At 61.9% G+C, this 17,222-nt stretch carries 20 protein-coding genes; 12 read left to right on the top strand and 8 right to left on the bottom strand.

Features of this window, described 5'->3' with window-relative positions; translation table 11 throughout:
* Position 1: 1 nt before the first annotated feature.
* The 6 genes from metW to NTD85_RS19135 all read left to right on the top strand — a co-directional run bounded on the left by metW (position 2) and on the right by NTD85_RS19135 (position 3,917).
* Positions 2-622, top strand: coding sequence for a methionine biosynthesis protein MetW (gene metW, locus NTD85_RS19160; protein ID WP_003229126.1), 621 nt, complete (start codon positions 2-4; stop codon positions 620-622).
* 26 nt (positions 623-648) lie between these two features.
* Positions 649-1,083 carry a DUF4426 domain-containing protein gene (locus tag NTD85_RS19155; RefSeq protein ID WP_262142935.1) on the top strand — a complete coding sequence of 145 codons (435 nt, stop codon included), beginning with the start codon at positions 649-651 and terminating at the stop codon, positions 1,081-1,083.
* Positions 1,080-1,676 (top strand): RdgB/HAM1 family non-canonical purine NTP pyrophosphatase, encoded by a 597-nt coding sequence (rdgB, locus tag NTD85_RS19150; RefSeq protein ID WP_262142934.1) that lies wholly within the window; start codon positions 1,080-1,082, stop codon positions 1,674-1,676. The genes NTD85_RS19155 and rdgB overlap by 4 nt, the downstream gene beginning before the upstream one ends.
* The gene (gene hemW, locus NTD85_RS19145) at positions 1,673-2,878 is read left to right on the top strand and encodes a radical SAM family heme chaperone HemW (protein ID WP_262142933.1); all 1,206 of its coding nucleotides are present in this window, start codon (positions 1,673-1,675) and stop codon (positions 2,876-2,878) included. The genes rdgB and hemW overlap by 4 nt, the downstream gene beginning before the upstream one ends.
* Before the next feature lie 28 nt (positions 2,879-2,906).
* Positions 2,907-3,230, top strand: coding sequence for a DUF3392 domain-containing protein (locus NTD85_RS19140; protein ID WP_003229134.1), 324 nt, complete (start codon positions 2,907-2,909; stop codon positions 3,228-3,230).
* A gap of 138 nt (positions 3,231-3,368) precedes the next feature.
* A complete protein-coding gene (locus NTD85_RS19135; RefSeq protein WP_003229136.1) occupies positions 3,369-3,917 on the top strand; it encodes an RNA 2'-phosphotransferase in 549 nt (182 codons plus the stop codon).
* A gap of 129 nt (positions 3,918-4,046) precedes the next feature.
* On the opposite strand, the gene trmB is transcribed toward NTD85_RS19135, so the two are convergent.
* The 4 genes from trmB to NTD85_RS19115 all read right to left on the bottom strand — a co-directional run bounded on the left by trmB (position 4,047) and on the right by NTD85_RS19115 (position 6,288).
* Positions 4,047-4,772, bottom strand: a complete 726-nt coding sequence (gene trmB / locus NTD85_RS19130; protein ID WP_262142932.1) for a tRNA (guanosine(46)-N7)-methyltransferase TrmB — start codon at positions 4,770-4,772, stop codon at positions 4,047-4,049.
* A 9-nt stretch (positions 4,773-4,781) separates the two neighbouring features.
* Complete coding sequence (locus NTD85_RS19125) at positions 4,782-5,576, bottom strand: thiazole synthase (protein WP_047297148.1); 795 nt, start codon at positions 5,574-5,576, stop codon at positions 4,782-4,784.
* 60 nt (positions 5,577-5,636) lie between these two features.
* Positions 5,637-5,837: a sulfur carrier protein ThiS gene (gene thiS / locus NTD85_RS19120; RefSeq protein ID WP_177434703.1), complete on the bottom strand. Its 201-nt coding sequence runs from the start codon at positions 5,835-5,837 to the stop codon at positions 5,637-5,639.
* A gap of 79 nt (positions 5,838-5,916) precedes the next feature.
* Positions 5,917-6,288, bottom strand: coding sequence for a DUF423 domain-containing protein (locus NTD85_RS19115; RefSeq protein WP_262142931.1), 372 nt, complete (start codon positions 6,286-6,288; stop codon positions 5,917-5,919).
* A 74-nt stretch (positions 6,289-6,362) separates the two neighbouring features.
* Here NTD85_RS19115 and mtgA point away from each other — a divergent pair, with 74 nt between their 5' ends.
* Entirely contained in the window at positions 6,363-7,085 is a 723-nt protein-coding gene (mtgA, locus tag NTD85_RS19110; RefSeq protein ID WP_003229145.1) for a monofunctional biosynthetic peptidoglycan transglycosylase, read from the top strand.
* Positions 7,086-7,265: 180 nt separating this feature from the next.
* On the opposite strand, the gene rpoH is transcribed toward mtgA, so the two are convergent.
* The 4 genes from rpoH to ftsY all read right to left on the bottom strand — a co-directional run bounded on the left by rpoH (position 7,266) and on the right by ftsY (position 11,440).
* Positions 7,266-8,120, bottom strand: a complete 855-nt coding sequence (gene rpoH, locus NTD85_RS19105; RefSeq protein ID WP_003229146.1) for an RNA polymerase sigma factor RpoH — start codon at positions 8,118-8,120, stop codon at positions 7,266-7,268.
* Between the two features lie 115 nt (positions 8,121-8,235).
* Entirely contained in the window at positions 8,236-9,261 is a 1,026-nt protein-coding gene (gene ftsX, locus NTD85_RS19100) for a permease-like cell division protein FtsX (RefSeq protein ID WP_262142930.1), read from the bottom strand.
* A complete protein-coding gene (gene ftsE, locus NTD85_RS19095; RefSeq protein WP_003229148.1) occupies positions 9,258-9,929 on the bottom strand; it encodes a cell division ATP-binding protein FtsE in 672 nt (223 codons plus the stop codon). The genes ftsX and ftsE overlap by 4 nt, the downstream gene beginning before the upstream one ends.
* The gene (ftsY, locus tag NTD85_RS19090; protein WP_262142929.1) at positions 9,926-11,440 is read right to left on the bottom strand and encodes a signal recognition particle-docking protein FtsY; all 1,515 of its coding nucleotides are present in this window, start codon (positions 11,438-11,440) and stop codon (positions 9,926-9,928) included. The genes ftsE and ftsY overlap by 4 nt, the downstream gene beginning before the upstream one ends.
* Positions 11,441-11,784: 344 nt before the next feature.
* On the opposite strand from ftsY, the gene NTD85_RS19085 reads away from it, so the two are divergent.
* The 5 genes from NTD85_RS19085 to NTD85_RS19065 all read left to right on the top strand — a co-directional run bounded on the left by NTD85_RS19085 (position 11,785) and on the right by NTD85_RS19065 (position 17,173).
* On the top strand, positions 11,785-13,140 hold the full coding sequence (locus NTD85_RS19085; RefSeq protein WP_262142928.1) for a M16 family metallopeptidase: 1,356 nt from the start codon (positions 11,785-11,787) through the stop codon (positions 13,138-13,140).
* Complete coding sequence (locus tag NTD85_RS19080; RefSeq protein ID WP_262142927.1) at positions 13,133-14,620, top strand: M16 family metallopeptidase; 1,488 nt, start codon at positions 13,133-13,135, stop codon at positions 14,618-14,620. Before NTD85_RS19085 ends, NTD85_RS19080 begins: the two co-directional genes overlap by 8 nt.
* Positions 14,620-15,225, top strand: a complete 606-nt coding sequence (gene rsmD / locus NTD85_RS19075) for a 16S rRNA (guanine(966)-N(2))-methyltransferase RsmD (protein ID WP_083367657.1) — start codon at positions 14,620-14,622, stop codon at positions 15,223-15,225. The genes NTD85_RS19080 and rsmD overlap by 1 nt, the downstream gene beginning before the upstream one ends.
* Before the next feature lie 113 nt (positions 15,226-15,338).
* Positions 15,339-16,337 (top strand): hydrolase, encoded by a 999-nt coding sequence (locus tag NTD85_RS19070; protein ID WP_262142926.1) that lies wholly within the window; start codon positions 15,339-15,341, stop codon positions 16,335-16,337.
* Complete coding sequence (locus tag NTD85_RS19065) at positions 16,334-17,173, top strand: AraC family transcriptional regulator (protein ID WP_262142944.1); 840 nt, start codon at positions 16,334-16,336, stop codon at positions 17,171-17,173. Before NTD85_RS19070 ends, NTD85_RS19065 begins: the two co-directional genes overlap by 4 nt.
* Positions 17,174-17,222: the final 49 nt, after the last annotated feature.

The following is a 17,222-nucleotide window of genomic DNA, read 5'->3' as shown; positions in this document are numbered from 1 at the left end:
CATGAGAGCTGATCTGGAAATCATCCAGGAATGGATCCCCGCCGGCAGCCGCGTGCTCGACCTCGGTTGCGGCGACGGCGAACTGCTGACCTGGCTGCGCGACAACAAGAACGTCACCGGTTATGGCCTGGAAAACGACGCCGACAACATCGCCGAGTGCGTGGCCAAGGGCATCAACGTCATCGAGCAGGACCTGGACAAGGGGCTGGGCAACTTCGCCAGCAACAGTTTCGACATCGTCGTTATGACCCAGGCCCTGCAAGCCGTGCACTACCCGGACAAGATCCTCGACGAGATGCTGCGGGTCGGTCGTCAGTGCATCATCACCTTCCCCAACTTCGGTCACTGGCGCTGCCGCTGGTACCTGGCAAGCAAGGGCCGGATGCCGGTGTCGGAGTTTCTGCCGTACACCTGGTACAACACGCCGAACATTCACTTCTGCACCTTCGAAGACTTTGAAGAACTTTGTCGCGAACGTGATGCGAAGGTCATTGATCGGCTTGCCGTGGATCAACAGCACCGCCACGGGTGGGCCAGTAAGCTATGGCCTAATCTGTTAGGTGAGATTGGTATCTACCGCGTCAGCAGCCCGGTGCTTGCAGATCATCGGGTCGCGGTCTGAACCACGACATTTCGAGGAGAACGATCATGGGTCGCTTGATTACTGTGCTATTGGCCGCCTGCCTGAGTCTGTCGGCGGTGGCCGCCGATGCCATCAAGGGCGAACGCAAGGAAGTGTTCGGCGACGTTATCGTGCACTACAACACTTTCAACTCGACCTTCCTGACACCCGACATCGCCAAAGCAGCCGAGCTAATCCGCAGCAAGAACCAGGGCGTGATCAATGTCTCGGTGATCAAGGACGGCAAACCGCTGATCGCCAACGTCACCGGCACGGTCAAAGACCTGACCAGCCAGAGCGTGCCGCTGAACTTCCGCCAGGTCACCGAACAGGGCGCGATCTACTACATCGCCCAGTACCCGGTGGAGCAGCAGGAAACCCGCACCTTTGAAATCAAGGTGCAGAACGGTGACAAGATCAACACCATCAACTTCAACCAAGAACTCTTTCCCGGCGAATGATGAACCTCACGCAACTCGTACTGGCCAGCCATAACGCCGGCAAACTCAAGGAACTCCAGGCCATGCTCGGCGACTCGGTGCAACTGCGCTCGATCGGCGAATGGAGCAAGGTCGAACCGGAGGAAACTGGTCTGTCGTTCGTCGAGAACGCGATCCTCAAGGCGCGCAATGCCGCGCGCATCTCCGGTCTGCCGGCGCTGGCCGATGATTCCGGTCTGGCGGTGGATTTCCTCGGCGGTGCACCGGGCATCTACTCGGCGCGTTATGCCGACGGCAAGGGCGATGCGGCGAACAACGCCAAACTGCTCGACGCCCTCAAAGATGTGCCGGAAGCCGAGCGCGGCGCGCAGTTCGTCTGCGTGCTGGCACTGGTGCGTCACGCCGATGATCCATTGCCTATTCTCTGCGAAGGTCTGTGGCACGGACGCATCCTGACCGCCGCCAGCGGCGAGCACGGTTTCGGCTATGACCCGCTGTTCTGGGTGCCGGAGCGTGACCTGTCCAGCGCCGAACTGAGCCCGGCCGACAAGAACCGGATCAGCCACCGCGCCCGTGCAATGGATCTGCTGCGCCAGCGTCTGGGCCTGAAATGACCGACAGCCCCTCCGCGTCGTCGCTGATCATCGGCGGCGCCGCCTCTTCGCCGCGGGCGCCGCTGCCAACGCTGCCACCCCTGGCGCTGTACATCCACATCCCGTGGTGTGTGCGCAAATGTCCGTATTGCGATTTCAACTCGCACACCGCCAGCCCAGTGCTGCCGGAACAGGAATACGTCGACGCGTTGCTGGCCGATCTCGATCAGGATCTGCGCGCGGTGTACGGCCGTGAAATCAGTTCGATCTTCTTCGGTGGCGGTACGCCGAGTCTGTTCAGCGCCGAAGCGCTCGGGCGCTTGCTCAAAGGCGTCGAGCAGCGCATCCCGTTCGCCCACGACATCGAGATCACCCTGGAAGCCAATCCCGGCACCTTCGAGCAAGAGAAGTTCGTTGCGTATCGCAAGCTGGGGATCAATCGCCTGTCGATCGGCATCCAGAGCTTCCAGCAGCAGAAACTCGAAGCGCTCGGACGTATCCACAACGGTGACGAAGCGGTACGCGCGGCGGGAATGGCGCGCCAGGCCGGGTTCGATAACTTCAACCTCGACTTGATGCACGGCTTGCCGGATCAGTCGCTGGACGATGCCTTGAGCGACCTGCGCCAGGCCATCGAACTGAAACCGACGCACATCTCCTGGTATCAGCTGACACTGGAGCCGAACACGGTGTTCTGGAACCAGCCGCCGGTGCTGCCGGAAGACGACACGCTGTGGGACATTCAGGAAGCCGGGCAAGCGCTGCTGGCCGCGCACGGTTACGTGCAATACGAAGTCTCGGCTTATGCCCAGCCCGGGCGACCGGCGCGGCATAACCTCAATTACTGGAGTTTCGGCGACTTCATCGGCATCGGTGCCGGCGCCCACGGCAAGCTCAGCCACCCGGACGGGCGCATCGTCCGCACCTGGAAGACACGCCTGCCGAAGGACTATCTCAACCCGGCCAAAAGTTTCCAGGCCGGCGAGAAAGCCCTGAGCAACGACGAGATGCCGTTCGAGTTCCTGATGAACGCTTTGCGCCTGACGGCCGGGGTGGAATCACACCTGTACCCCGAGCGCACCGGCCTGCCGCTGGAAAGTCTCGCCGAACACCGCCGCGAGGCCGAACAAAGCGGCCTGATGCAGGTCGAACCGTCACGTCTGGCGGCCACCGAGCGCGGACAACTGTTTCTCAACGACTTGCTGCAGAAATTTCTGAGCTGAGCCCCACGGCCGCCCTAAGGAAAACCGCATGGATTTGATACTCGATCTGCTCGCCACCGTGTCCCGCTGGAGCCGCAGCAATCTTTCGGAAATCGCCCTGGCGCTGGTGGGCTGCCTGCTGGTGCTGTTCGGCGCCGACTTCAAGGGCTGGGTCGAGCAGCGTCTGGGCAGCATCGCCGGCGCCCTGCGCGTACCGCTGATGGCCCTGCTGTGCGTGATCGGCAGCGGCGCCGCACTGATCTACGCCACACCGTGGGTGGTCAAGGGCCTGAGCCAGTTCAACAACTACAGCCTGGCGCCGGTGCTGCTGGTGGTCCTCGTCCTTATTGGCGTAGTCGCCGACCGCCGCTGAATCCTCTGACACCCCAAAACAACTGTGGGAGCGGGCTTGCTCGCGAAGGCGTCGGATCAGTCAACATCAACATTGAATGATCCACCGCTTTCGCGAGCAAGCCCGCTCCCACAGTTGATCGCAATGGCAGGGACGTTCATGAGCAAAAAACTGTTGGACGAGACAAGCAAATTTCTCAGCTTCGTATTGCGCCACGAACCTCAGGCGGTTGGTCTGACGCTGGATTCTGAAGGCTGGGCGAATATCGACGCACTGATCAGCGGCGCTATGGGTGACGGTCGTAAACTGGATCGCGAACTGATTGAAGCAGTCGTTACAAGTAGCGACAAAAAGCGCTTCTCGATTTCCGAGGACGGCCAACTGATTCGTGCGGTTCAGGGCCATTCAACGAAAAGCGTGGATCTGCAGTTTGAGCAGAAACAGCCCCCGCAAATGCTGTATCACGGCACGGCGACGCGCTTTCTTGAGTCAATCAAAGAACAAGGCCTGATCCCGGGATCACGCCATCACGTGCACCTTTCCCAAGACATCGACACCGCTACGGCGGTCGGGCAGCGCTACGGCACCGTGGTGATTCTGAAAGTCGCCGCACGACAAATGGAAGAACAGGGCTTCAAGTTCTATCAGGCCGAAAACGGTGTCTGGCTTACAGAACAGGTGCCGGCTCGATTTCTTTCCACCCTGTAATTTCTGAGCACACAAAACAACTGTGGGAGCGGGCTTGCTCGCGAAGGCGTCGGATCAGTCAACATCAACGTTGATTGATCCACTGCTTTCGCGAGCAAGCCCGCTCCCACATTGGGTTTTGCGTGATGCTTAGGAGATTTTCTCGAACTTCAGATCCCACACGCCATGCCCAAGACGTTCGCCGCGGCGTTCGAACTTGGTGACCGGGCGTTCAGCCGGGCGTGGTACGCACTTGCCGTCTTCGGCGAGGTTGCGGTAGCCCGGGGCGACGTTCATCACTTCCAGCATGTACTCGGCGTACGGCTCCCAGTCGGTGGCCATGTGCAGGATGCCGCCAACCTTCAGCTTGCTGCGCACCAGTTCGGCGAAGGACGCCTGAACGATACGGCGCTTGTGGTGACGGCTCTTGTGCCATGGATCCGGGAAGAACAGCATCAGGCGATCGAGGCTATTGTCGGCGATGCAGCGGTTGAGCACTTCGATCGCATCGCAATCGTAGACCCGCAGGTTGGTCAGGCCCTGAGTCAGCACTCCGTTGAGCAGCGCGCCGACACCCGGACGGTGCACTTCCACACCGATGAAGTCCTGATCCGGCGCGGCCGCGGCCATTTCCAGCAGCGAGTGGCCCATGCCGAAACCGATCTCCAGCGAGCGCGGCGCCGAGCGGCCGAACACCTGATCGTAATCCACCGGCGCGTCGGCCAGCGGCAGCACGTACAGCGGCGCGCCCTGATCCAGACCACGCTGCTGGCCTTCGGTCATGCGCCCGGCGCGCATCACGAAACTCTTGATGCGGCGATGTTGGCGCTCATCGCCCTCTTCCGTCTGGAGAGGCGTGTCGTTCGATTCAGTCATCAATGGCTCTTACTTGATCAGACCATCCAGCGGCGAAGAGGCGCTGGCATAGAGTTTTTTCGGCATGCGGCCGGCGAGGTAGGCCAGGCGGCCCGCGACGATCGCGTGTTGCATGGCTTGGGCCATCATCACCGGTTGCTGGGCGTGGGCGATGGCCGAGTTCATCAGCACCGCGTCACAGCCCAGCTCCATGGCGATGGTAGCGTCGGAAGCGGTACCGACACCGGCATCCACCAGCACCGGAATTTTCGCTTCTTCGAGGATGATCTGCAGGTTGTACGGGTTGCAGATCCCCAGACCGGAACCGATCAGACCGGCCAGCGGCATGACCGCGATGCAGCCGATTTCCGCCAGTTGCCGGGCGATGATCGGGTCATCACTGGTGTAAACCATCACGTCGAAGCCTTCCTTGACCAGCGTTTCTGCGGCCTTGAGGGTTTCGATCACGTTGGGGAACAGGGTTTTCTGGTCGGCCAGCACTTCCAGCTTCACCAGGTTGTGCCCATCGAGCAGCTCACGGGCCAGGCGGCAGGTGCGCACGGCTTCGATAGCGTCGTAGCAACCGGCGGTGTTCGGCAAAAAGGTGTAGCGATCCGGCGACAGCACGTCGAGCAGGTTCGGCTCACCTTCGATCTGGCCCAGATTAGTGCGGCGCACGGCGAAGGTGACGATTTCGGCACCCGAGGCTTCGATGGCCTGACGGGTTTCTTCCATGTCACGGTACTTGCCGGTACCGACCAGCAAACGCGACTGGTAAGTACGACCGGCCAGAACGAAAGGCTTGTCGCTACGAACGATGCTCATGGGGAATCCTCTTTAAGGGTGAGGGTCTTGCAGAATTCTGTGCCCTTGCGGACCCGGCGGCTAGCCGCCACCGATGGCGTGCACCACTTCGACGTTGTCGCCGTCGTTGAGAACGGTCTCGGCATGCTGGCTGCGTGGAACGATGTCCAGATTGAGTTCGACTGCCACCCGGCGTCCGGTCAGTTCCAGGCGGGTGATCAGGGCCGCAACGGTTTCACCGTCGGGCAGTTCAAGGGATTCGCCGTTCAACTGAATGCGCATGCGCCAGGCCGCCATCATTTTTAGGGGGTGGCATTCTAGCCCGATCATGACCTAAAGGTCAGCACCAAGCGTCAAGCGGTTACTGCAGGCGCCAGGCGGCCAGTCCAAGGCACAGCCAGCCGAGCAGAAACGCCAGACCGCCGAACGGGGTGATGATGCCGAGCTTGCTGATGTCGGTGGTGGTCAGCACATACAGACTGCCGGAGAACAACAGGATGCCGATGGCGAACGAGATACCGGCCCAGGTCACCAGCCGTCCCTGAATCTGCGTAGCCAGCAGCGCAACGCCGAACAGCGCCAGGGTGTGCACCAGTTGATAGGTCACACCGGTGTGGAAAATCGCCAGATACTCGGGGGTCAGGCGGCTCTTCAGGCCATGAGCGGCGAAGGCGCCCAGGCCCACACCGGTAAAACCAAAGAAAGCGGCCAGCATCAGAAAGCCACGCAGCATGTGGAACTCCAGTCAGACTCGTTCGGCAGGGTCTGTATAATGGCCCGCTCTATCGGTTCGGCCAAGCCATCTCTATGCTGCGTTCACTTTTGCGTCGTCTCACGAAGGCCCTGCTCTGGTTCGCGGGCGGCAGTGTATTGCTGGTGTTGCTGTTTCGCTTCGTGCCACCGCCGGGCACGGCGCTGATGGTCGAGCGCAAGATCGAATCCTGGGTCGACGGCGAGCCGATTGACCTGCAGCGCACCTGGAAGCCGTGGGACGAGATCTCCGACGACCTCAAGGTCGCGGTCATGGCCGGCGAAGACCAGAAATTTCCCGAGCACTGGGGTTTTGACTTCGGCGCGATCCAGGCTGCATTGGCCCACAACGAGCTCGGCGGTTCGATTCGCGGCGCCAGCACTTTGAGCCAGCAAGTCTCCAAGAACCTGTTTCTGTGGTCGGGCCGCAGTTATCTGCGCAAAGGCCTGGAGGCGTGGTTTACCGCATTGATCGAGGTGTTCTGGCCCAAGCAACGGATTCTTGAGGTTTATCTGAACAGCGTCGAGTGGGACGACGGGGTGTTTGGTGCCGAAGCGGCGGCACGCCATCACTTTGGCGTGAGCGCCAAGTCGTTATCGCGGCAGCAGGCGAGTTATCTGGCGGCGGTGCTGCCCAATCCGCGAGTGTGGAGCGCCAGCCATCCTACGGCTTATGTGTCACGCCGGGCCGGGTGGATTCGGCAGCAGATGAGCCAGTTGGGCGGGACCAGCTATCTGCTGGGGCTCAACGATTCGCGCCGGGCGCCTTGGGCCGAATAACGCAGAAGATCTCCTGTGGGAGCGGGCTTGCTCGCGAAAGCGGTGTGTCAGCTTGCATTGATGTCACTGATAAACCGCATTCGCGAGCAGGCTCGCTCCTACAGGGGTTCGTGTTGAGCCAGAAACGAAAACGCCCCGATCATTGCTGATCGGGGCGTTTTTTGTTTGCCGAGGCGCCGATTATGCGGCGATCGACAACTTGAGCTTGTTCATCGCGCTCTTCTCGAGCTGACGGATTCGCTCGGCCGACACGTTGTACTTCTGCGCCAGGTCGTGCAGCGTGGCTTTCTCTTCTGCCAGCCAGCGCTGGTAGAGGATGTCGCGGCTACGTTCGTCCAGCACTTCCAGCGCTTCGTGCAGGTTGTGGTTGGAGTTGTCGCTCCAGTCGGCATCTTCCAGTTGACGCGCCGGGTCGTACCGGTGGTCTTCCAGGTAGTTGGCCGGCGACTGGAAAGCACTGTCGTCATCGGCTTCAGCAGCCGGATCGAAGGCCATGTCATGACCGGTCAGACGACTTTCCATCTCGCGCACTTCACGTGGTTCGACGCCAAGGCTTTCCGCCACACGGTGGACTTCCTCGTTGTTCAGCCACGCCAGACGTTTCTTCTGGCTGCGCAGGTTGAAGAACAGCTTGCGCTGGGCCTTGGTGGTCGCGACTTTCACAATGCGCCAGTTGCGCAGGATGAACTCGTGAATTTCCGCCTTGATCCAGTGCACGGCGAACGACACCAGACGCACACCCATTTCCGGGTTGAAGCGCTTCACGGCCTTCATCAGGCCGACGTTGCCTTCCTGGATCAGGTCAGCCTGAGCCAGACCGTAGCCGGAATAGCTACGGGCAATGTGTACGACAAAACGCAGGTGGGCGAGCACCATCTGCCGAGCCGCCCCCAAATCCTGCTCATAGTAGAGACTCTCGGCCAGTTCACGCTCCTGCTCCGGCGTCAGCAATGGAATGCTGTTGACGGTGTGCACATAGGCTTCCAGGTTCGCACCCGGAACCAACGCATACGCAGGTTGCAAAGAATTGGTCATGCGAAAAAACCTCCCACTTACATACTCGTGCCTCTCGGCACTGCGAAAAATTGACCGGGAATTCAAGTACAAGTTCCCAAAAAAACCGCGAGGTCAATCACGCGCAAAAAAGATTCTACTTCGGCGCCAGCTCCCTGAGATGACGTGCGACTGCAATCCATGCACCGATATAACCCAACAGCACCGCGCCAAGCAAGAGCGACAGACCGTCGGCAACTGGCACTCCGGCCAGCGCGAAATCACTGCCGTACAAACCGGCCAGTCCAACCACCGCGTCGTTCAGCCAGTTGAGGCCGAACGCCAGCACTCCCCAGGACAGAACACCCGCACCGAAGCCATACAACGCGCCCATATAAAGAAAGGGACGACGCACATAGCTGTCAGTGCCGCCGACGAGTTTAATCACTTCTATCTCTGTGCGGCGGTTTTCAATATGAAGACGAATGGTATTGCCTATCACCAAAAGTAATGCAGAAACCAGCAGCACCGTCAGACCGAAGACAAAACGATCACCGAGCTTGAGGATAGCCGCCAGACGCTCGACCCAGACTAGATCAAGTTGCGCCTGTTGTACCTTCGGCAGCTCGGAAAGTTTTTGTCTTAATGCTTCCAGCGTCGGCTTGTCGACTTCCTTCGGGGTCACCAGCACCACGCCCGGCAGCGGGTTTTCCGGCAGCTCGCGCAGGGCCTCGCCCAGACCGGACTGCTGCTGGAACTCCTCCAGCGCCTGATCACGGCCGACATATTCGGCATCAGCAACGCCGGGCATGGCTTTGATCTGCTCGCGCAACGCCTCACCCTGCGCGGGCGTGGCATCCAGCTGCAGGTACAGCGAAATCTGCGCCGCACGCTGCCACGAACCGCCGAGACGCTCGACGTTATTGATCAGCAGCGACAGGCCCATCGGCAGGCTCAACGCCACGGCCATCACCATGCAGGTGAAAAAGCTGCCGATCGGCTGCTTGCCGAGGCGACGCAGGCTGTCGAGCAGGCTGGCACGATGACTTTCGATCCACGAACGCAACAGCGTGGAAAAGTCCGGGCCGTCGTCATCGTCGTGTTTTTTCTTCTTCGGCGGCTGCGGGTCGGCGGCTTTCGGGGCCACGCGCTCGGAAACCTTCGGACTGCGTGTCGCACTCATACGCCGGCCTCCCCGTCGCCGATCAATCGGCCGCGCTGCAAGGTCAGCATGCGGTGCCGCATACGCGCAATCAGCGCCAGGTCGTGACTGGCGATCAGCACGCTGGTGCCCAGCCGGTTGATGTCTTCGAACACGCCCATGATCTCGGCCGCCAGACGCGGGTCGAGGTTACCGGTCGGTTCGTCCGCCAGCAGCAGGGCCGGACGGTGCACGATGGCGCGGGCGATGCCGACGCGCTGTTGCTGACCGGTGGACAGGTCGCCCGGGTACAAATCGGTTTTATCCGACAACGCCACGCGCTCCAGCGCCGAATCGACGCGCTTGGCGATTTCGGCCTTGGACAAGCCGAGAATCTGCAGCGGCAGCGCGACGTTGTTGAACACCGTGCGATCGAACAGCAACTGGTGATTCTGGAACACCACACCAATCTGCCGACGCAGGAACGGAATCTGCGCGTTGCTGATGGTGCTCAGATCCTGCCCGGCCAGCAGCAGTTTGCCGCTGGTCGGACGCTCCATCGCCAGCAACAGGCGCAACAACGTGGACTTACCGGCACCGGAGTGACCGGTGACAAACAGAAACTCGCCACGACGGACTCGAAAGCTCAGCTCATGCAAGCCGACGTGACCGTTCGGGTAGCGTTTACCGACCTGTTCGAAACGAATCATGAACGCTCCCGCTCGGCAAACAGTGCCTGGACAAAGGGTTCGGCTTCAAAGGTACGCAGATCGTCGATGCCTTCACCGACGCCGATGTAGCGGATCGGCAGGCCAAACTGCTTGGCCAGGGCGAAAATCACCCCGCCCTTGGCGGTACCGTCCAGCTTGGTCAGCGCCAGGCCAGTCAGTTCGACGGTCTGGTTGAATTGCTTGGCCTGGTTGATCGCGTTCTGACCGGTGCCGGCGTCGAGCACCAGCAGCACTTCGTGCGGCGCGTCGGCGTCGAGCTTGCCGATCACCCGGCGAACTTTCTTCAGCTCTTCCATCAGGTTGTCTTTGGTGTGCAGACGACCGGCGGTGTCGGCGATCAGCACGTCGATGCCACGGGCCTTGGCGGCCTGCACGGCGTCGAAGATCACCGACGCAGAGTCGGCGCCGGTGTGCTGGGCGATCACCGGGATCTTGTTGCGCTCGCCCCAGACCTGCAGCTGCTCGACGGCAGCGGCGCGGAAGGTGTCACCGGCGGCGAGCATGACTTTCTTGCCTTCCAGTTGCAGCTTCTTCGCCAGTTTGCCGATGGTGGTGGTCTTGCCAGCGCCATTGACGCCGACCACCAGAATCACGAACGGCTTGTGCTGCGAGGCAATTTTCAGCGGCTGCTCGACCGGCTTGAGCATCGCCGCCAGCTCGGCCTGCAAAGACTTGTACAGCGCGTCGGCGTCGGCCAGCTCTTTGCGGGCGACCTTCTGGGTCAGGCGCTGGATGATCTGGGTGGTGGCTTCAACACCGACGTCGGCGGTCAGCAGGCGGGTTTCCAGCTCATCGAGCAGGTCGTCATCGATGGTTTTACGGCCGAGAAACAGGCTGGCCATGCCCTCGCCGATGCTGGCGCTGGTTTTCGACAGGCCTTGCTTGAGGCGGGCGAAGAAGCCGACTTTGGTTTCTTCGCTGCGCGTCGCTTCGACTGGCGTTTCAGCAACCACTTCCACCGGCACAACCGGAGCAGCAACGACCGGTGCAGGTGCAGGTGCAGGCTCGGGCTGCTGAACGACCGGCGAAACAGGGGCAACGAACACCGGGGCCGCCGGCTCGGCAACAACCGGCGCAGGCTCGACAACCGGCTCAACCACTGGCGCCGGAGCGACCTCAGGGACGAACGCGGCAGGCGCCGGAATCGGCGGCGTCACATGCGGCGCGGCCTCTTCGACCAAGGCCACCGGCTCTTCGGCCACCGGCAAGGTCAGCCACGGCTCGGCCGCCGGGGTCAGTGGCAGCTCGGCCGCCACCGGGGTTTCAGGTTCTGGCTCGGGCTCAACCGGTTGCAGCACCGGCTCGGCAATCGGCAGCACGATCGGCGCCGGCTCTTCTTCTATAGCAGGCGCTGGCGTCGGAGCCGGCTCAGGAATCACGGGCGGCTGTTCGACGACGGGTTCCTGCGGTTTCTTACGCAGCCATCCGAACAGGCTTTTCTTCTCGCCAGCCGCAGCTGGGGTCTTCTTGTCGTCGTTGGAACCAAACATGGAGGACGGCTATCTCACGGTAGCGACGCGCCATAAGGGCGCCCCGGCAAATAAATATTCGATGCAGAACAGACTGTGTTTCATCCAGCTTGTTCACGCGCAACATTTTGTCGAGGCGCCAGCGGCACCTCAAAGAATCGTATAAACGAAGGACTAAACCGGCAAAATCGGCGAAAAAGCGAAGTCTAGTCGATAAACCGCAGCTTTCTGCCGCAAACCCATACAGCCGGTTCAGGCCTGAAAACCTGATAGGCGTGGTCGCCGGTAAAACGGATCAGTATCCTAGCACCCTCTCGCCCGCCGACGCTAAGACCAAGCGGGCAGCCCAACAGGTTAAAAAACGAATGAATGCTCTAGCCCGCCGCGCTGCAGGCCTGCTGTTCAGCACAGTCTGCCTGCCCCTTTCGGCCCTGGCGGCCGACCCGCAACCGACCCACGAATTCACCCTCGACAACGGCCTGAAGGTCGTCGTGCGCGAAGACCATCGCGCGCCGGTGGTGGTGTCGCAGGTCTGGTACAAGGTCGGCTCCAGCTACGAAACCCCGGGCCAGACCGGCCTGTCCCACGCGCTCGAGCACATGATGTTCAAGGGCAGCGAGAAAGTCGGCCCCGGCGAAGCCTCGTTGATCCTGCGCGATCTGGGCGCCGAAGAAAACGCCTTCACCAGCGACGATTTCACCGCGTATTACCAGGTGCTGGCCCGCGACCGTCTGGGCGTAGCGTTCGAACTGGAAGCCGACCGCATGGCCAATCTGCGCCTGCCGGCCGACGAGTTCGCCAAGGAAATCGAAGTCATCAAGGAGGAGCGTCGCCTGCGCACCGACGACAAGCCGATGTCCAAGGCTTACGAGCGCTACAAGGCGATGGCTTACCCGGCCAGTGGCTACCACACGCCGACCATCGGCTGGATGGCGGACCTGGACCGGATGAAAGTCGAGGAGCTGCGCCACTGGTATCAGTCCTGGTATGTGCCGAACAACGCCACGCTGGTAGTGGTCGGCGACGTCACCCCTGATGAGGTGAAGACCCTCGCCCAGCGCTATTTCGGGCCGATTGCCAAGCGCGACGTGCCGCCAGCGAAGAAACCGCTGGAACTGGCCGAGCCGGGTGAGCGCCAGATCACCCTGCATGTGCAGACTCAACTGCCCAGCCTGATGCTCGGTTTCAACGTGCCCAGCATCGCCACCGCTGAAGACAAGCGCTCGGTCAACGCCCTGCGCCTGATCTCGGCGCTGCTCGACGGCGGTTACAGCGGGCGCATCCCGACGCAACTGGAGCGCGGTGAAGAGCTGGTCTCCGGCGGTTCGTCGAGCTACGACGCCTACACCCGTGGCGACAGCCTGTTCACCCTGTCGGCGACGCCGAACACCCAGAAGAAAAAGACCATGGCGCAAGCTGAAGCCGGTCTGTGGAAACTGCTGGAACAGCTGAAAACCACCGCACCGTCCGCCGAAGAACTCGAGCGCGTGCGGGCGCAAGTGATCGCCGGCCTGGTGTTCGAACGTGACTCGATCACCAGTCAGGCCACCGCCATCGGCCAACTGGAAACGGTCGGTCTGTCGTGGAAGTTGATGGACACCGAACTCGCCGATCTGGAAAGCGTGACCCCGCAAGACATCCAAAACGCCGCCAAGCTGTATTTCACCCGCGAACGTCTCAGCGTCGCCCATGTCCTGCCACTGGAGACGACTCATGAGTGAGCGCAAATCCCCACGCCTGTTGCTTGGTCTGATCGCTGTGGCGGTCATCGGCTCTGCCGCGTTCTATCTGATGCCCGGCGTTAAAACCGACGCCAGTGAAGCACTGGACAACGCCAAGTCCAGCCAGAAGCTGCAATCGCTGGCCGAACTCGATGGCAAGGCCCCGGCCAGCCGCAAGCTCGACGTGCAGAGCTGGAACACCGCCGAAGGGGCCAAGGTGCTGTTCGTCGAAGCCCATGAGCTGCCGATGTTCGACATGCGCCTGATCTTCGCCGCGGGCAGCAGCCAGGACGGCAATGCGCCGGGCCTGGCAATCCTGACCAACGCCATGCTCAACGAGGGCGTGGCGGGCAAGGACGTTGGCGCCATCGCCCAGGGCTTCGAAAGCCTCGGGGCGGATTTCGGCAACGGCGCCTACAAGGACATGGCGCTGGCTTCGCTGCGCAGTCTGAGTGCCGCCGACAAGCGCGAGCCGGCGCTGAAGCTGTTCTCCGAGGTGGTCGGCAAACCGACCTTCCCGGCCGATTCCTTCGCGCGCATCAAGAACCAGATGCTCGCCGGTTTCGAATACCAGAAACAGAACCCCGGCAAACTCGCCAGCCTCGAGCTGATGAAGCGTTTGTACGGCGACCACCCGTATGCGCATTCCAGCGACGGTAATGCGCAGAGCGTGCCGAAGATCACTCTGGCGCAACTGCGTGAGTTCCACGCCAAGGCCTACGCGGCCGGCAACGTGGTGATCGCGCTGGTCGGTGACCTGTCTCACACCGAGGCCGAGGCGATTGCCAATCAGGTCTCCTCTGCCCTGCCGAAAGGCCCGGCACTGGCGAAGATCGCTCAGCCGCAGGAACCGAAAGCCAGCATCAATCACATCGAGTTTCCGTCGAAGCAGACCAACCTGTTGCTCGCGCAACTGGGCATCGACCGTGACGACCCGGATTACGCGGCGCTGTCGATGGGCAACCAGATCCTCGGTGGCGGCGGTTTCGGTACCCGTCTGATGAGCGAAGTGCGCGAGAAGCGCGGCCTGACCTACGGCGTCTACTCGGGTTTCAGCCCGATGCAGGCTCGCGGCCCGTTCATGATCAACCTGCAGACCCGCGCGGAAATGAGCGAAGGCACCCTGAAACTGGTGCAGGACGTGCTCGCCGATTACCTGAAGACCGGCCCGACCCAGAAAGAACTCGACGACGCCAAACGCGAACTGGCCGGCAGCTTCCCGCTGTCCACCGCGAGCAACGCCGATATCGTCGGCCAGCTGGGCGCCATGGGTTTCTATAATCTGCCGCTGAGCTATCTGGATGACTTCATGCGTCAGTCCCAGAGCCTGACCGTCGAACAGGTCAAAGACGCGATGAACAAACACCTGAGCACGGACAAACTGGTCATCGTCAGCGCTGGCCCGACCGTGCCGCAAAAGCCGTTACCGGCCCCATCTGATAAACCTGCCGAGCAACCGCTCGGGGTTCCGGAGCATTAATGGCTACTCGCCCTAAAAAACCTGCGCAGAACGTCCACAACGGTGTGAACCAGCTGCGCATCATCGGCGGCGAATGGCGCAGCCGCAAACTGAGCTTCCCTGATGCCCCCGGCCTGCGCCCGACGCCGGATCGCGTGCGCGAAACCCTGTTCAACTGGCTCGCGCCGTATGTGGCCGGGGCCAAGGTGCTGGATCCGTTCGCCGGCAGCGGCGCGCTGTTTCTGGAGGCATTGTCCCGCGGCGCGGCCATGGGCCAGGCGCTGGATGCCAGCAACGTTGCGGTATCGAGCCTGAAGGAACACCTCGGCACCCTGCGCTGCACCAACGGCCAGGTGCAGACCGCCGACGCGCTGCGTTATCTGGAAACCCAGGTCGCCACGCCGTTCGATCTGGTATTTCTCGATCCGCCGTTCAACCAGAACCTGTTGCCAGCCGTCTGCACTTTGCTGGAAGAACGCCAATGGCTGGCGCCGGATTCGTGGATCTACACTGAAAGCGAGACCGCGCCTTCGACGCTGGGCCTGCCGGGCAACTGGCGCCTGCACCGCGAGCAGAAATCCGGGCGGGTGTACTACGCGTTGTGGCAACGTATGGCAGTCAACTGAACGTATTGAACAACCCTGTGGCGAGGGAGCTTGCTCCCGCTGGACTGCGCAGCAGTCCCAAAAAAGGGCCGCTTCGCGCCCCAGCGGGAGCAAGCTCCCTCGCCACAAAAGGTGTGTGCACTCTGGAAACTGAACGCTTCATCCCCGCCTTCGGCCTCGGCAATCCGCACCTGCAAACCTTGTGGGGGCCGCTGTGGCGCAAAACCGTCCACCTTGATCGCCAGCGCGAACGCCTGTGGCTGGACGACGGGGACTTCCTCGACCTCGACTGGCATGGTCCGCACAGCGCCGACGCGCCGCTGGTGCTGGTGCTGCACGGATTGACCGGTTCTTCCAATTCGCCCTACGTCGCCGGAATTCAGGCTGCCCTCGCCGCACAAGGCTGGGCCAGTGTCGCGCTGAACTGGCGCGGCTGCTCCGGTGAACCCAATCTGCTGCCGCGCAGCTACCACTCCGGCGCCAGCGAAGACCTCGCCGAAGCCATCCAACACTTGCGCGCCAAACGCCCGCTGGCGCCGCTGTATGCGGTCGGTTATTCCCTCGGCGGCAATGTGTTGCTCAAGCATCTGGGCGAGACCGGCAGCGACAGCGGCGTGCTCGGTGCGGTGGCGGTGTCGGTGCCGTTTCGCCTTGATCAGTGTGCAGACCGGATCGGCCAGGGTTTCTCCAAGGTCTATCAGGCGCATTTCATGCGCGAGATGGTCGCCTACATCAAGAACAAGCAACGGCAGTTCCAGCACGACGGGCGCGAGGATGGCCTGGCAGCTCTGGCGGCGCTCGGCTCGCTGGAGAACATGCGGACTTTCTGGGACTTCGACGGCCGGGTCACCGCGCCGCTGCACGGTTTTACCGATGCCGAGGATTACTATCGCCGGGCGTCGAGTCGCTACTTTCTCGGCGAGATCCGCACCCCGACCCTGATCATTCAAGCCGCTGACGATCCGTTCGTGTTCCCCCACAGCCTGCCGACGGCCAAGGAGTTGTCCGCCACCACGCAGTTCGAGCTGCAGGCCAAGGGTGGGCATGTCGGGTTTGTCGATGGCACGTTGCGCCAGCCCGGTTACTACCTGGAACGGCGCATCCCGCAATGGTTGGCCCGTGTGACGTCATGAGCGACCAGGGCGAGTCGATCCGATTCTGGCAGACCGCGCCACTGGCCGGGGTCGAGTTGCTGTCGGCGCGCTACATCGAGCATCGCTTCGCCCCGCACGTCCACGACGGCTATGTGATCGGCATGATCATGGCCGGTGCCCAGCGTTATCGCTATCGCGGTGCCGAACACCTGGCTGGCAGCGGCACGCTGGTGCTGATCAACCCGGACGAATTGCACACCGGGCACAAGGGTACCGAGGACGGCTGGCTGTACCGGGCGTTTTATCCCGATACCGGAAAGATCGTTTCACTGCTCGAAGAACTGGAACTGCCCACCGCGCCGATGCCGGCGTTTGGCGCGACGCTGTACCGCGACCCGGATCTGGTCAACGGTTTCTGTCAGTTGCATCGCTTGCTGGAAAGCCCCGCCACCGCGCTGCAACAGCAAACGGTATGGCGCGAGATGATGATGCTGCTGTTGCAGCGGCATGCGGCGGTGCAGATCAACGGTAAACCGGGCAAGGAACACCGCGCGGTGGTGATGGCCAAGGAGTTGCTGCATGCGCAACTCGCTGCGCCGCCGTCGCTGGAAGAGCTGGCGGCCGCAGTGAATCTGTCGCCCTTCCACTTCGCCCGGGTATTCCGCCGCGCCACCGGCATGCCACCGCACACCTGGCTGATGCAGCAGCGCATCGCCACGGCCCGGGGTTTATTGCAGCACGGTTGCCTGCCGGTGGAAGTCGCCATGCAGTTGGGCTTTGCCGACCAGAGTCATCTGAGCCGGCAGTTCAAGCAGGTGTATGGCGTGGGGCCGGCGGCGTATCGCAGTGCCCGACAACCTGTTAGCGGCGATTAACCCCTGTGGGAGCGGGGGGGGGGGGGGGGGGGGGGGGGGGGGGGGGGGG

Source organism: Pseudomonas sp. 13B_3.2_Bac1, from assembly GCF_025466205.1.
GTDB lineage: Bacteria > Pseudomonadota > Gammaproteobacteria > Pseudomonadales > Pseudomonadaceae > Aquipseudomonas > Aquipseudomonas fluorescens_H.
This window is presented reverse-complemented; position numbering and strand designations above follow the sequence as displayed.